The organism is Glutamicibacter bergerei (assembly GCF_054495185.1).
The window spans coordinates 1,065,490-1,079,887 of the sequence record NZ_CM137131.1; the positions used below are offsets into that span (position 1 = coordinate 1,065,490).

Sequence of the window (14,398 nt, forward strand, 5' to 3'; positions counted from 1 at the left end):
ATGACCTCTTCGCAATTGCCGGTGATCACCATCGTTGGCCCGACTGGTACCGGCAAGTCAGATTTGGCGATCGCACTGGCGCAAAAGTTGGGCGGCGAAGTCGTCAACTCTGATGCGCTGCAGTTTTACCGTGGCATGAACATCGGCACGGCCAAATTGGCACCGGGCGAGCGTGGTGGCATTGAGCACCACCTGCTAGACATTATGAACGTGCGCGACGAAGCGTCGGTGGCACAATTTCAGGCCCAAGCTCGGGAACATTTTGAGCAGATTCGTGCGCACGGCAAGGTGCCGGTGATGGTCGGCGGTTCTGGGCTATATGTCCGTGCCGCTTTGGATGTCATTGATTTTCCGCCTACCGACCGCCAAGTGCGTGATCGGCTCGAGGCCGAAGTGCAGGAACACGGTGATGGGCAGGTACGTCGCCGGTTGGCTGAAGTTGATCCGATCTCGGCAGCACGTAATCTGGACACACGCCGGGCGATCCGGGCGCTGGAAGTGTTCGAAATTTCGGGTCGTGCGTTTAGCTCATTTATGCCAAACCGTGAGTACTTCCAACCGGGGTTGCAGATCGGACTAAATTACGAGCGTGCTGCGTTACATGAGACGTTGGCCGAACGTGTACGCAAAATGGACCGAATGGGTTTTGCCGAGGAAGTCGCCGAGCTGTTAGGCAAGGGTTTGCGCGAAGGAAAAACGGCTTCAAGGGCGATCGGCTACCAACAGTACACCGACTATTTGGACGGTAAAATGAGTCGCGCAGACGCCATCGAAGCGACCATCATCGCCACCAGGAAGTTTGCCCGCCGGCAGCTGACCTGGTTCAACGCCGACCCACGAGTGAACTGGCTTAACCCCAAAGAACCTGGCCTGTTGGATAAGGCATTAGCACTACTGAACCCGGCTCACCCCACCAGCTAAGGAGCGAGATGTACCGCACTGAACTAGACCAGCTTGCAGGGCTACCCTTCGCTAAGGGGCATGCCACCGGCAACGACTTCGTGCTGCTTGCGGATCCTGAAGGTACCCGGAACATCACCGCCGAGCAGGTCGCCGCGCTCTGTCACCGTCGTTTTGGCATTGGTGGTGATGGGTTAATTCGCGCCATCCCCACCTCAAAGGTGCCCGGTTTTGAAACACAGATACTCGAACACCCTAAGGCCTACTGGTTCATGGACTACCGCAACAGCGACGGGTCCATCGCCGAAATGTGCGGCAACGGGGTACGAGCATTTGTGCACTACCTGCTCGCTGAAGGGCTGGTTAATCTCCCGATCGGTGCCAGTTTGCAGATTGGCAGTCGCGCGGGTGTCAAAACCGTCACCCGATTAGTCGATGGTTACGCGGCGAACCTTGGCCCGTGGGGACTAGTACACGAGGCCAAAGCCGGTGCGGACTCCGTAGACTCGCTGGTGCTTGCCCGTAATTGGGAACAGCCGCACCCGGCGCTGAGCATCACCATGGGCAACCCACACACCGTGGTGGCGCTACCTGAAGCGCAGTTGCTCGAAAACCTGGACCTCACCGCCCTCCCAGAAGTTTCCCCGACGCCACCGCACGGAACCAACGTCGAATTTGTGGTTCCCGCCGAACCATTGATCAACGACGGCGTGGCTCACATCAAGATGCGGGTATATGAGCGCGGGGTGGGAGAAACCCTATCCTGCGGTACCGGTGCGTGTGCGGCGGCGGCCGCCATGCGCTACTGGGCTCGCGGCACCGCGCTGATCAATCAGTGGGCAGTGGAGGTTCCAGGCGGATTGGTGGGTGTCGAATTTGCGACCACCGAGGACGGAATTGAAGACACGATCCTCTCGGGCCCGGCCGTCCTGGTAGCCCGCGGGGTTGTCGGCGCAAGCTAGGCCAACAGATCAAAAACGGCCTGCCGGCGAAATAATGATTCGCCGGCAGGCCGTTGAGGTTTAGTGCTGATGCCGGTCGTTAGACGGGCCGAGCTATCTTCAGCACGCGGAAGGCATTGGAGGTCGCCTCGCGGGTGATCTTCCAATCCTTGGGCAGTACGGTGCCCATCCACTTTTGTAACGAGTCGCTGCCTAGGTTCTTCTGCACTACCATCCAGGCCTCGCCACCCGGAGCCAGCCGAGGCAACCAAAGTAGCAACAATTCATGGAGAGCTTCCTTACCGACGCGAATCGGTGGGTTGGACCAAATCGTGTCGAACTGCAGCTGCGGATCAATCGAGTCGGGGATGCCCACCGAAACGTTCTTCAACCCCAAGCTGTGCGCATTTAACTTGGCAAGTTCAATGGAACGCTCATTAACGTCGACACCAAAAACTTCGGACTCCGGGCTCTGCAACGCGGCGGTAAGCATGATCGGGCCCCAACCGCAGCCGATGTCTAAGATGCGGCCGCGCGGGTTCGGCACGTACTCCAGCAAAATGGCGGTGCCTTTGTCCAAACCGGCGGGGGAGAAGATCCCCGGAGCGGTCTGCACCTGATGGCGCGCGCCGTTTAATTCGACGGTCACGCTACGGCGTTCGTCGGCCGAGGCGGGGCTGGCACTGAAGTAATGATCGGAGCTCATAAGCAAAAGATTATCGTCTGCGCGCGAGGCCGGGCAAACAACGTGAGCTAGCCGATATACGCGTGGGTCCGTTCACTGATAGAGTTTTACCTATGACTTTGATCTTCGTCTAAGACGTAACCCACATCGGTTACCTAGGCTTACCCCCGACATCCGGCGCTATTTCTATGCGCCGCCGGGGAACAATAAGCCCGAAGACGGCAAAGTCTATTGCTATTTCTAGGCTCAGCGCACCCCACGGTGCATCCTCGCCATCTCCCGGTAACCAGCACTTCATCTGAACATCGACGGCTTTTTGCCCTCAATCTAAGGACCGGTATGAGCGAACACCCACCGACACCCAACCGCGCCACCTCGCAAAGTGGGGGTACACAGCACTATTCTGTATTAAGAAGTTCTTCTAAGGAGACCATGACTAACTCCGAGTCACCGCAGCAGCCAGCATCCATGGACGATGCCCAAATTCAGGCCGCCATCGATCGCATCATTGCGGCCGACGACGCCCAAGCGCCAGCGGTATTCCACGCCGAGCAACCCGCCGAAGACAGTATATTCTCCGGGCAGGCTACCGCGTTGAACCGTTTTTCAGCCGAGCATTCATCCTTCGATGGAGACCAAGAGGACCTGGCCGAGCGCCGGGCACTGCGCCGCGTGGCCGGTCTATCCACCGAGTTGGAAGATGTCACCGAGGTCGAATACCGCCAGCTACGTCTGGAACGAGTGGTGCTCGCCGGTGTGTGGACCTCTGGCACCATCACCGATGCCGAAAACTCATTACGTGAGCTGGCGGCACTGGCAGAAACCGCAGGCTCAGAGGTGCTTGACGGCGTCGTGCAACGACGCAGCAAACCCGATTCCTCCACCTACCTCGGTTCGGGCAAGGCCATTGAACTGCGCGATATCGTCGCCTCCACCGGCGCAGACACCGTGGTCGTTGACGCGGAACTTGCGCCCTCTCAGCGTCGCGCATTAGAAGATGTAGTCAAGGTGAAGGTCATCGACCGAACCGCGCTGATTCTGGATATTTTCGCTCAGCACGCCGCTAGCCGTGAGGGTAAAGCCCAGGTTGAGCTGGCACAGCTTGAATACCTGTTGCCGCGCCTGCGTGGCTGGGGCGAGTCGATGTCCCGTCAGGCTGGTGGCCGAGTAGGTGCCGCCGGTGGCGGTATCGGTTCGCGTGGCCCGGGTGAAACCAAGATTGAAATGGACCGCCGACGCATTCGCGATCGGATGGCCAAGCTACGCCGCGAAATTAAGGCGATGAAACCTGCTCGTGAGGCCAAACGCGCAAACCGCAAGCGCAATCAGGTCCCCGCGGTAGCCATCGCCGGGTACACGAACGCTGGCAAGTCCTCGTTGCTCAACCGTCTGACCAACGCCGGGGTGCTAGTGGAGAACGCATTGTTCGCCACCTTGGACCCCACCGTGCGGCAGTCGCAAACCTCCGACGGGCTAACCTACACGCTGGCCGACACCGTCGGCTTCGTCTCCAACCTGCCCACCCAACTGGTGGAGGCCTTCCGTTCGACGCTGGAAGAAATCGCCGATTCGGACTTGATCCTGCACATCGTTGACGCTTCCCACCCGGACCCCGAGGGGCAGATTCACGCGGTACGCCAGGTACTCGGCGAGGTCGACGCGCTGAACATTCCCGAAATCATCGTGCTGAACAAATCCGACGTGGCCGATCCCATGGTCATCGAACGGATCCGCAACCGCGAATCAAATACCGCGGTCGTCTCCGCACGCACCGGAGCCGGCATCACCGAACTGCTGGAACTGGTCCGCACCTCGATCCCACGCCCGACGGTGCAACTTGAAATTATGCTGCCGTACAACCGTGGAGATCTGATCGCCAAGCTGCATCAGAGCGAATCGGAAATACTGGAAAACGAGCACACCGAACACGGAACACGGATGATCGTGAAGGTTCGCGAATCTCTGGCAGTTCAATTGGAGCCTTTCAACCTACATGGATAAGCAAGCGCAGGTCTTGGACCTTCTCGAAACCGCGGTGACCTCTATGGGAGGTTCGATGCGTACCGGCCAGCAGGAAATGGTCAAGCATGTAGTCGAAGCCCTCGAAGAGGAAACGCACCTGCTGGTCCAAGCCGGCACCGGCACCGGCAAATCAATGGGCTACCTGATCCCGGCGCTCGCGCACGCACAAACCAGTGCCAAACCGGTGATCGTCTCCACCGCAACACTGGCCTTGCAGTCGCAAATCGTCGGTCGCGACGTGCCGCGGCTGCTTGAATCACTCAAGGGCAAATTGTCGCGTCCGATGGATGTGGCATTGCTCAAGGGCCGGTCCAACTACCTGTGCCAGTACAAGCTCGGCGGGGGCTACCCCGACGATAACGAGGGCACCCTGTTTGAAATGGACGCCCCGGCGGCTCCGGCCGGACAAATGTTCTCCCCGCTGGCCGCCGAGGTACTCAAACTGCGCGACTGGGCGGATAAAACCGACACCGGGGACCGCGACGAGCTGATCCCCGGGGTCAGCGACAAGGCCTGGAAACAGGTCTCGGTGTCCGCCATGGAATGCCTGGGCTCGCAAAAATGTCCGATGGCCGACGAATGCTTCTCCGAAATGGCTCGGGCCCGCGCCTCCGAGGCAGACGTAGTCATCACCAACCACGCGCTACTTGCGGTCTCCGCCTTTGAAGGGCTCTCGGTATTGCCGGACTTTGAGGTCGCGATCATCGATGAGGCCCACGAACTGCAAGACCGGGTGACCTCTTCGGTCTCCGGAGCGTTGTCGGCCCGCACGGTGCTTACCGCTGCCGGTGGTGCCAAACGGCACTGCGGTGTTAACGTCGATGAACTGACCAAGGCCACGGCAAGATTGGAAAAGTCGCTGACCGGCGTGCCTACCGGGCTGCTCGAACAGGGACTGCGCGAAGATATGGGCATTGCCCTGAACGACATCGTCGAACAGGCCCGGTTGGTATTGGCCCTGTCCAAACCGGAGGCCAACGCCCCAGCCGACGGTGGCCGGCAGACTGCCCGCTCACAAATGCAGGCAATTATGGACGACGCGATCCGCATGCTCGAAGCCGAGGAGCGCCGCGAGGTGCTCTACACCTCTCGACCACGCGAATTTGTGGAGGGCCGCGGTTATGTGGAAACCGATGATTCCCAGCCGGCGACGCTGAATGTGGCACCGCTGTCGGTAGCCGGCAAACTTCGCGAGGGCCTCTTTGATGGGCGCACCGTCGTGCTCACCAGCGCGACCTTGGCCATCGGCTCACAATTTGATGCGGTTGCAGGTTCTCTGGGACTGATGGGCCAAGGGGCCCCAAGCTGGACCGGCATCGACGTGGGAAGCCCGTTCGACTACCCGAAACAGGGCATTCTCTATGTGGCCAAGCACCTGCCCAAGCCCGGGCGCCAGCTGGCAGCCGAAACGCTGGACGAGATCGAGGATTTGATTAGCGCCTCAGGTGGTGGCGCGCTGGCCCTGTTCACCTCCAAGCGCTCGGCGGAGGAAGCCGCCGCGATCCTGCGCGAAAAGCTTGACGTTAAAATCCTTTGTCAGGGTGATGCGAGCATGAAATCCTTGGTTGCAGACTTCTCCGCCGAACGCGACACCTGCCTGTTTGGCACGATGACCCTCTGGCAGGGTGTTGACGTGCCAGGCGATTCCTGCCGCTTGGTGATCATCGACAAAATTCCCTTCCCGCGCCCGGACGATCCGATCTCTAAGGCCCGCACCGAGGACGTCGCCAAACACGGCGGCAATGGCTTCATGCAGGTCTCCGCTACCCACGCAGCGATCCGCCTCGCCCAGGGCGCCGGCCGACTGATCCGCTCGGTGCAAGATAAAGGTGTTGTTGCGGTGCTTGATTCGCGCATGGCCACCGCCCGATACGGCAGCTTCCTGAAAAGCTCGTTGCCTCCCATGTGGCCGACGACCGACAAAAAGGTCATCACCGGGGTGCTCTCGCGGCTGAAACCGGAAGCATAACGGGCCTTATCCACAGCCTGCGCCCGATCAGCGCGGCACAGCGCACCCCGGGCGCAAGGTGGTGGGTATGGAAGAACTTACCAGCACCCAGTCGCACCTGTTGGCGATGGCCCAAGCCATCACCGCGCTGGATGCTGCCGGTTCCCAGTTCACTTCCGACGCTCTCGCTCCGGGGCACGCGGCCTATTTTGCTTGGCTGACCGAGCGCGCCACCCAGACGCTCTCACGATTACAAATTCAGGCCGCCGACGCCCTGCAACGCAGCGGCAGTCACCAGTTGGACACCGAATCGTTGGATGCGCTCACCGAAGCCGGTACAGATCCCAGCGATGAACAACTCATCGCACTACACGGGCACTGCACGCTGGGCCGGGCCGCCTATAAAGACGCCGCCGATCTGCACAGCGGCTGGCTGGGCATCCCGCACGGCGCGGCAGTTGCTCGGCTCAATGCCGCCGGATCACTGATCGCTACGGTCACCGAGTCAGGGCAACGCACGGAACCTAACTGCCGCCACCTGGCCAACAAATTTACCGACCAGAGCACCGATCCGCGTCCGCTGATCAGCGCGGCTCGCGCCATCTGTAAAGCCACCCCAGATCTGTCCACGCCGAAGGCTCGCCAGGAACTGGAAATGCAGGCGCTGGAACTGATCAAAGCGGAGGATGCAACGAGCGCGAGCAAGCACCTCAACGCGTTGATTACCGAGCAGATTCAAGCTCAGCGTCCGACCGCGGCACTCTTCGCCGAAGCTGGCCTGTTCTCACGCGGTATGCAGCGCGGCCTGATGGTCTACCTGCTCAAGGTTTTCCCGCACGAAGCAGAATTCATCGAATCATTGCGGGCCAAAACGAATAACCCCAACACCATCGCCGGCAACCGGGTGCTACTGAACGAGTTGACGCAGGCAAATTACGCGGCCGCAAACCAGCCGGGTGCAGACCCCACAGACCCAACAGATCCCCTCGAGACAGCGGTGGCCAGCGAACCGGATGGACCCTCCAAGACAGCACCTCAGCCGCCTAGCGCGCCGCGCATCCCGAAGGAATGGGACGACGCACCGACGATGCCTCAGTGGGCTCGCGAGGCACAGGCCACGGAACCAGACGCACCTAAAACACCGGAGCCGAGCATCGATCCTGTGGTAGAGCCTACCGCGCTACCTCCTTTCGAAGACCTCTCCCCGGCACTACGCCACATGACCGCATTGCTGGCAGTCTTGCGTGCCAACCGTGTGGGCAGCAAAGATTCCGGCGCGGCATTGGTCGCTCCACAAGTCATCGTGCACCTGAACTACGAAAAAATGCTTGCCGGTGCGCAAAGTTTTGCCACCACCGAGAACGGTCTGCCGCTCACCGCTGCCGCGGCCCGCACCCTCATGTGCAACGCCGGAATCTACCCCGCGGTACTCAACGGTAAGAGTCAACCGCTAGATATCGGTCGATCCAAACGGCTCTTCCCACCCCATATGAAACGTGCGTTGGCCGCACGAGACCGCGGCTGTATCTACCCGGGCTGCCATATGCCAGCCAGCCGTTGCGAAGCGGATCACGTGGATCCGTGGGAGGAAGGCGGAGAAACACGGGTGGACCGCGGGGCACTGCTTTGCCCAATGCACCATCATGCCCGGCACGCAGGACTATTTACCCTGATCGTCGCCGACGGCAAACCCCCGGCGGTGCTACTGCCCAAATTTTTGGACCCCGATCAACAACCTCGACGCAACACCCACTGGTTCTCGGCCGCCGAGGTGCTCGCCGCCTAATCGGCTGCGCCTAAACAGTGCTCAATGCATCGGTGAATTCGGACTACGCTGGTACCCAGCCACGGAATTTCGACAGCTGGGAGCGGTCCATGAGCACAGCGCATGATCCAATGCACGATCCTCACGCAGACTCGCCATCAGCTGCGCACGATATTACCGATGCCGAACACTGGCACCGTCTGGCCCTGTCAGCCGAAGCCGACATACATGAACGTTTTGGGCATCGGCTGATGGGGATACCCGGTACCTGGATCGGCGCGTTGCGCGCACTGCCTGATCAACCGCTACCTAAGGCAGGCGCACGCCCCTGGTCCGAATGGCATTATTGGTGGCAGGCACACTATCTGGATGCGATCATTGATGCGGCGTTCAGCGCGTTGCAGGCGGGGGACCGCAGCAAGGCACGTGCGAACTGGAAGCGCGCTAAACAGTTGCTGCGTGGCGTCCTCATCCGCAACTTCGCATGCTTCCCCAATTACTTCTACGACGATATGGCCTGGTTACTTCTCGCAGCGACCCGGCTGAACGAGCTGAGTCTGCAACTTTCGGCGCGCCCTGCACTGTTGTCCACCCTCGCAATGCGGGCGTTGGGCCGCCAGATGGTACTCGGCCAAGACGACAAACTAGGTGGCGGGCTTTACTGGTCACGTAAACGGGACTTCAAAAACACCCCTTCCAACGGTCCGGCAGCCTTGTACTTTGCACGGATTAACGATGTTCAGAGCAGTAAGCATCTATTGGACTGGATGCGCCACAATCTGCACGATGAACGCACCGGACTCTACCTTGACGGCATCCGGCTAACTGCCAGCGGCCCGCAGCTTGAACACGCAATTTATACCTACAATCAAGGCACGGTGCTCGGCGCGCTATTGGCCAGCGGGAGCGCCGAACATCTAGCTCAGGCACGATCACTTATTGAGTCGATCAACGTGCAGCTGTCCAACGATGATCATGGCACCGGGTTACGCCTGGACACCGGTGGCGACGGGGATCTGTTCACCGGAATTCTCTGTCGCTACCTTGCTCTAGCCGCGCTTGACCCGCGGCTTCCCGCAGCGAGCCAGCGTACTGCTGCGCGGCTTATTTGCCTCACGGCAGCGCAGCTTGCCGACAGGACTGAGACGCAGCTTTCGGCGGCGATCCAACGTTGGACGATCCTGCAAGCGGCTCAACGCGTGTGCCGTACCGGTGCGCAGCGCGACTAGGTAGGCATGAAAAAACCACCGTCCACGCACTTCTAATCGGTGCATGGACGGTGGCTGACTACTTTAAAAACGTTTCAACATTCTCGGATTAGAGCGAGCGCATGACCGAAACGACGCGGCCCATTACGGTCGCTGCATCACCAAGAATCGGTTCGTAACGGGAGTTCTGTGGAAGCAACCAGGTGTGCCCATCGCGCTGCCGGAAGGTCTTCACAGTGGCTTCCTCGTCGAGCAGTGCTGCAACGATATCGCCGTTTTCGGCGGTCTGTTGGCGACGAACAACCACCCAGTCGCCGTCGCAAATTGCGGCGTCCACCATTGAATCACCAGAGACCTTGAGCATGAATAATTCGCCGTGTCCCACCAACTGACGCGGTAGCGAGAATACATCTTCGACGGTTTGTTCGGCCAAAATTGGCCCGCCGGCGGCGATCCGTCCGACCAGAGGCACCATGGTGGTGTCGGCTGAGGTGCTTAGCTCGATCACCTTGGCATCTTCTACCGGCTCCGGTGTGGCCGAGGTTTCCTCAGTTGAGTCGCCATCTTCAGCCAGCTGCAAGGGGAGCAGGATTTCCATGGCGCGCGGGCGGCGGGGGTCTCGGCGGATGTACCCAAGTTTTTCCAGCTGCCCGAGTTGGTGGGTCACGCTGGACAAGCTCTTAAGTCCTACAGAGTCGCCAATCTCACGCATCGATGGCGGGTAACCGTTTCTGCCGATCGAGCGTTGAATGGTTTCGAGGATTTTTTTCTGACGTATGGTCAGCGATCGGGCATTTGACCGGGGAGTGCGCTGTGATGCTGACATGTGGTTTTGCCTTCCCTTGCATTCGGTCCTCAGTTCTAACCTTCAAACTGTCGGTGCCCAATGTTGTGATGTACTTACTGATCTTCTACTTCGAAATCTTAGTTGATCTTGTCGCTTCTTTCAAAGATTTGTTCGAAAGAGTCTGGACAAGTTCGATCAGAGTCTGTTAGAAAAGATGTACTAGTATCGAACAAGTGTTCGAAGTCTGTATGCGAATATCAGTTCGCATCATTAAAATCGTTGAGGAGAAATGTCATGACTACGCTCGCACTCGTACCGCAGCAAGACAAAGCGCCGCTGAAGATCCGCATCAATCGTCGTGGGTGGGCTGTCCTAGTGGGCATCCCAGTCTTCTTGTTGACGATCGCCGCGGCGTTCTTCTTCACGATGCTCACCTCCAGCGCCAACGCATCTACCGACCTCCCCGCCGGTCTGGAAACCGTAGAAGTCACGGTCATTCCAGGGGACACACTATGGAGTCTGGCTAGTGAGTATGCGCAGGGCTATGAGGTTAACGCGGCAATGAACCATATCGAAGAGTTGAACGCGATCGATACCGGCATGCTTTACGCGGGGGACACCATCAACATTCCGGTACTCGCGAACTAGGTATTAGCTCACCATTGTTACCTGCTCTTGTCGTGGATTCACCACGCAGAGCAACTCACCATTAGAATTAATGCGTGAATGACCGTAGTGAACTTCTGAGTCAGCTGCCTTTGCGTGAGAACCTCCGCGGGCTTTCCCCATATGGTGCGCCGCAAATCGACGTTCCCATTCAGCTGAACGTCAACGAGAACACGCATCCGCTGCCAACAAGCGTAGTCGACGCCATTGCCCAAGAAGTCGCCAAGGCGGCCACTACCCTCAACCGCTACCCAGATCGTGAATTTACCGAACTGCGTGAACTGCTCGCCGACTACCTGGGACACAACCTGGATCGCGAGAACATCTGGGCGGCCAACGGCTCTAACGAAATTCTCCAGCAAATTCTGCAAGCCTTCGGTGGGCCGGGACGCAGCCTGCTGAGCTTTGTCCCCACGTATTCGATGTACCCGTTGTTAGCCAGCGGCACCGATACTCAATTTATCGCTGGCACCCGCGCCGAGGACTTCACACTCAGTGCCGAATCCGCCGCTGCACAGGTGCGTACCCACCGGCCAAATGTGATCTTCTTGTGCTCCCCAAACAATCCCACCGGCACGGCGCTGGGGCTAGACGTCATCCAAGCGGTCTACGAGGCAGCCAGTGAAACCAAGGCCATCGTGGTGGTCGATGAAGCCTACGCGGAATTTTCGTTGGCAAACACCAAATCGGCGCTTACCTTACTTGACGGCCGTCAGCGGCTGATCATCTCGCGCACGATGTCCAAGGCCTTCGGGCTGGCCGGAGCCCGAGTAGGGTACCTAGCCGCAGCTCCCGAAGTAACCGACGCGATTCGTCTAGTGCGTTTGCCCTACCACCTGTCTGCGGTGACCCAAGCGACTGCCATCGCTGCGTTGAAGAACATCGACCTGTTGCTGGCCCAAGTTGAAGAGATCAAGACGCAGCGCGATCGAATCGTCACGAGGTTGACTGAGCTCGGCCTGAAGCCATCGGTCTCGGATTCGAATTTTGTCTTCTTCGGCGGGTTGGAAGATCCACACACTATCTGGCAGGGTTTGCTGGATGCCGGCATCATCGTCCGCGACAATGGAATCAAAGGTACGTTGCGCGTTACCGCCGGAACCGAATCCGAAACCACCGCCTTCTTAGAGCACCTAGCCACGTTGCTGGGCGCACAGAAATAGCACTTACACACAAGCGAAGGAAGACATGTCTGCCGAATTGATTGGCGCTCGTCGCGCCCGTATGGAACGCGTGACCAGCGAATCATCAGTTTTTGTCGAGCTGGACCTGGATGGGACCGGAACCTCGGAGATCAGCACGTCCGTGCCGTTCTACGACCATATGCTCACCGCCCTATCCAAACATTCGCTGATCGATTTGACGGTGCGTGCCACCGGTGACATCCACATCGACGTGCACCACACGGTTGAAGACGTGGCAATCACCATCGGCGAGGTACTTCGTGTTGCCTTGGGTAACAAGGCAGGCATTCGCCGCTTTGGCACCTCCTACGCACCACTGGACGAGGCGCTGGCCCGTTCGGTGGTCGACGTGTCAGGCCGTCCATACCTGGTGCACGGTGGCGAGCCAGCAGGTCAGGAATACCACCTGATCGGCGGACACTTCACCGGTTCGATGACGCGCCACGTATTTGAGGCGATCACCTTCCACGCACAGATTTGCGCGCACATCGAGGTGCTTTCGGGCCGCGACCCGCACCACATCGTCGAAGCACAGTTCAAGTCCTTCGCCCGCGCCTTGCGTGAAGCCGTCGAGCCAGACGCGCGCATGGGTGACAAAATCCCATCCACGAAGGGTGCCCTGTAAGTGGCGAAGAAGAAAGTAGTTGTCCTCGACTACGGTTCCGGAAATGTCCGATCGGCAGTGCGCGCGTTGGAAGCTGCGGGAGCAGAAGTTGAGCTAACCGCCGATGCTAAAGCCATCCTCGACGCCGACGGCCTGGTCGTTCCCGGCGTGGGAGCTTACGCATCGGTAATGGAGCAACTAGCCAAAACCGGCGCACTGCGATGGATTGGCCGACGCATTGCAGGCGGCAAACCAGTGCTTGGCATCTGCGTAGGACACCAGGTGTTCTTCGAGCAGGGTGTTGAACACGGGGTGGAAACCGAAGGGATCGGCGAATGGCCCGGTGTCGTCGAACGTTTACAGGCCGAGGTCATCCCGCATATGGGTTGGAATACCGTGCGCCCACCAGAAAATTCGAAGCTTTTTGCCGGCATCGAGAATGAACGGTTCTATTTTGTGCACTCCTACGCGGTGCAAAAGTGGGAATTTGATGTCACTCAACCGGCGATGACCCCGCCACAGGTGACCTGGTCTACTCACGGAACCGACTTTGTTGCAGCGGTGGAAAATGGTCCACTTTCGGCAGTGCAGTTCCACCCGGAGAAATCCGGCGACGCGGGCGCAAAGTTGCTGCGTAACTGGTTGGAGACGCTCTAAATGATTTGGGCAATTCTCCTGATGGCCCTCGGAGCCTTTTTGGCTGGTGGCGCGATTTCGCTGCAACGCCAGAAGGCACACCTGTCCTGGATCATCGCATTATGGGCCTTAGCCGCCGCGGCAATCGTCGCCGGTTGGGTCCAGACACTCTAGACATTAGTGATAGAAGGAAATTATGAGCGAGCTACCTATTCTTGAACTGCTTCCGGCGGTAGATATCGCCGACGGTCAGGCAGTGCGCCTGGTCCAGGGCGAAGCCGGATCGGAAACCGGATACGGCGACCCACTGGAAGCTGCCTTGTCTTGGCAGCGTGAAGGCGCCCAATGGCTGCACCTAGTGGACCTCGATGCAGCATTCGGCCGTGGTAACAACACCGATGTGGTCCAGCGCATCGCGCAAGAACTGAACATCAAGGTGGAGCTTTCCGGTGGCATCCGCGACGATGCATCGTTGGAACGCGCCCTAGAATTTGGGGCGACCCGCGTAAACCTGGGCACGGCCGCACTGGAAAATCCAGCATGGACCGCTCGGGCCATCGAACGCTTCGGTGACAAAATCGCCGTTGGCATGGACGTTCGCGGAACCACCCTATCTGGCCACGGCTGGACTAAGGACGGGGGCGATCTGTGGGACGTGCTCGCCCGTTTGGAAGATGCCGGCTGTGCCCGCTACGTGGTCACCGACGTGACCAAAGACGGAACACTTCGTGGCCCGAACGTTGAGCTACTGCGTGAAATCTGCGCGAAGACCAGCAAACCGGTCATTGCCTCCGGTGGTATCTCCTCGCTCGAAGACCTGCGCGTACTGCGCGAATTGGTCTCCGAGGGAATCGAAGGAGCGATCATGGGCAAGGCCCTGTACGCAGGTCAGTTCACTCTTGCGCAAGCACTAGACGTGGCCGGCCGCCACTAACCACACGATATCTGCAGGACCCGAGGCAGCGCCTGTGCTACCTCGGGTCCTGCTTTTAATTCGCCATCGTGTCACAGGGCGCGTGGCAAAGCCGGGAACCGTGCACGCCATCGACGCT

The 14,398-nt window shown here is 59.2% G+C and carries 14 protein-coding genes; 12 read left to right on the forward strand and 2 right to left on the reverse strand.

The window, feature by feature from the left end; all coding sequences use genetic code 11:
- Together miaA and dapF are read left to right on the forward strand one after the other, a co-directional pair.
- Nucleotides 1-921 carry a tRNA (adenosine(37)-N6)-dimethylallyltransferase MiaA gene (gene miaA, locus ACX5K5_RS04955; RefSeq protein WP_188684821.1) on the forward strand — a complete coding sequence of 307 codons (921 nt, stop codon included), beginning with the start codon at nucleotides 1-3 and terminating at the stop codon, nucleotides 919-921.
- 8 nt (nucleotides 922-929) lie between these two features.
- Nucleotides 930-1,862: a diaminopimelate epimerase gene (gene dapF, locus ACX5K5_RS04960; RefSeq protein WP_188684823.1), complete on the forward strand. Its 933-nt coding sequence runs from the start codon at nucleotides 930-932 to the stop codon at nucleotides 1,860-1,862.
- 79 nt (nucleotides 1,863-1,941) lie between these two features.
- On the opposite strand, the gene ACX5K5_RS04965 is transcribed toward dapF, so the two are convergent.
- The gene (locus ACX5K5_RS04965; protein ID WP_441664489.1) at nucleotides 1,942-2,547 is read right to left on the reverse strand and encodes a class I SAM-dependent methyltransferase; all 606 of its coding nucleotides are present in this window, start codon (nucleotides 2,545-2,547) and stop codon (nucleotides 1,942-1,944) included.
- Between the two features lie 411 nt (nucleotides 2,548-2,958).
- Here ACX5K5_RS04965 and hflX point away from each other — a divergent pair, with 411 nt between their 5' ends.
- The 4 genes from hflX to ACX5K5_RS04985 all read left to right on the forward strand — a co-directional run bounded on the left by hflX (nucleotide 2,959) and on the right by ACX5K5_RS04985 (nucleotide 9,490).
- Nucleotides 2,959-4,527 (forward strand): GTPase HflX, encoded by a 1,569-nt coding sequence (gene hflX, locus ACX5K5_RS04970; protein WP_096254487.1) that lies wholly within the window; start codon nucleotides 2,959-2,961, stop codon nucleotides 4,525-4,527.
- Entirely contained in the window at nucleotides 4,520-6,517 is a 1,998-nt protein-coding gene (locus ACX5K5_RS04975; protein WP_096254486.1) for an ATP-dependent DNA helicase, read from the forward strand. Before hflX ends, ACX5K5_RS04975 begins: the two co-directional genes overlap by 8 nt.
- Before the next feature lie 67 nt (nucleotides 6,518-6,584).
- On the forward strand, nucleotides 6,585-8,282 hold the full coding sequence (locus ACX5K5_RS04980) for a DUF222 domain-containing protein (RefSeq protein ID WP_459175120.1): 1,698 nt from the start codon (nucleotides 6,585-6,587) through the stop codon (nucleotides 8,280-8,282).
- 89 nt (nucleotides 8,283-8,371) lie between these two features.
- The gene (locus ACX5K5_RS04985) at nucleotides 8,372-9,490 is read left to right on the forward strand and encodes a glycoside hydrolase family 76 protein (protein WP_441664483.1); all 1,119 of its coding nucleotides are present in this window, start codon (nucleotides 8,372-8,374) and stop codon (nucleotides 9,488-9,490) included.
- An 88-nt stretch (nucleotides 9,491-9,578) separates the two neighbouring features.
- Here ACX5K5_RS04985 and lexA read toward each other — a convergent pair whose 3' ends face one another.
- Nucleotides 9,579-10,295, reverse strand: a complete 717-nt coding sequence (gene lexA, locus ACX5K5_RS04990) for a transcriptional repressor LexA (protein WP_441664481.1) — start codon at nucleotides 10,293-10,295, stop codon at nucleotides 9,579-9,581.
- A 255-nt stretch (nucleotides 10,296-10,550) separates the two neighbouring features.
- Between lexA and ACX5K5_RS04995 the strand changes: the two genes are divergently transcribed.
- The 6 genes from ACX5K5_RS04995 (at nucleotide 10,551) to priA (ending at nucleotide 14,280) form a co-directional block, all read left to right on the forward strand.
- The gene (locus ACX5K5_RS04995; RefSeq protein ID WP_096254482.1) at nucleotides 10,551-10,904 is read left to right on the forward strand and encodes a LysM peptidoglycan-binding domain-containing protein; all 354 of its coding nucleotides are present in this window, start codon (nucleotides 10,551-10,553) and stop codon (nucleotides 10,902-10,904) included.
- 74 nt (nucleotides 10,905-10,978) lie between these two features.
- On the forward strand, nucleotides 10,979-12,085 hold the full coding sequence (locus ACX5K5_RS05000; RefSeq protein WP_096254481.1) for a histidinol-phosphate transaminase: 1,107 nt from the start codon (nucleotides 10,979-10,981) through the stop codon (nucleotides 12,083-12,085).
- A gap of 25 nt (nucleotides 12,086-12,110) precedes the next feature.
- Nucleotides 12,111-12,731 carry an imidazoleglycerol-phosphate dehydratase HisB gene (hisB, locus tag ACX5K5_RS05005; RefSeq protein ID WP_096254480.1) on the forward strand — a complete coding sequence of 207 codons (621 nt, stop codon included), beginning with the start codon at nucleotides 12,111-12,113 and terminating at the stop codon, nucleotides 12,729-12,731.
- Nucleotides 12,732-13,367, forward strand: a complete 636-nt coding sequence (gene hisH / locus ACX5K5_RS05010) for an imidazole glycerol phosphate synthase subunit HisH (protein WP_188684833.1) — start codon at nucleotides 12,732-12,734, stop codon at nucleotides 13,365-13,367.
- A complete protein-coding gene (locus tag ACX5K5_RS05015; RefSeq protein ID WP_170947736.1) occupies nucleotides 13,368-13,520 on the forward strand; it encodes a CG2302 family histidine operon protein in 153 nt (50 codons plus the stop codon).
- A gap of 22 nt (nucleotides 13,521-13,542) precedes the next feature.
- The gene (priA, locus tag ACX5K5_RS05020) at nucleotides 13,543-14,280 is read left to right on the forward strand and encodes a bifunctional 1-(5-phosphoribosyl)-5-((5-phosphoribosylamino)methylideneamino)imidazole-4-carboxamide isomerase/phosphoribosylanthranilate isomerase PriA (RefSeq protein WP_096254478.1); all 738 of its coding nucleotides are present in this window, start codon (nucleotides 13,543-13,545) and stop codon (nucleotides 14,278-14,280) included.
- Nucleotides 14,281-14,398: the final 118 nt, after the last annotated feature.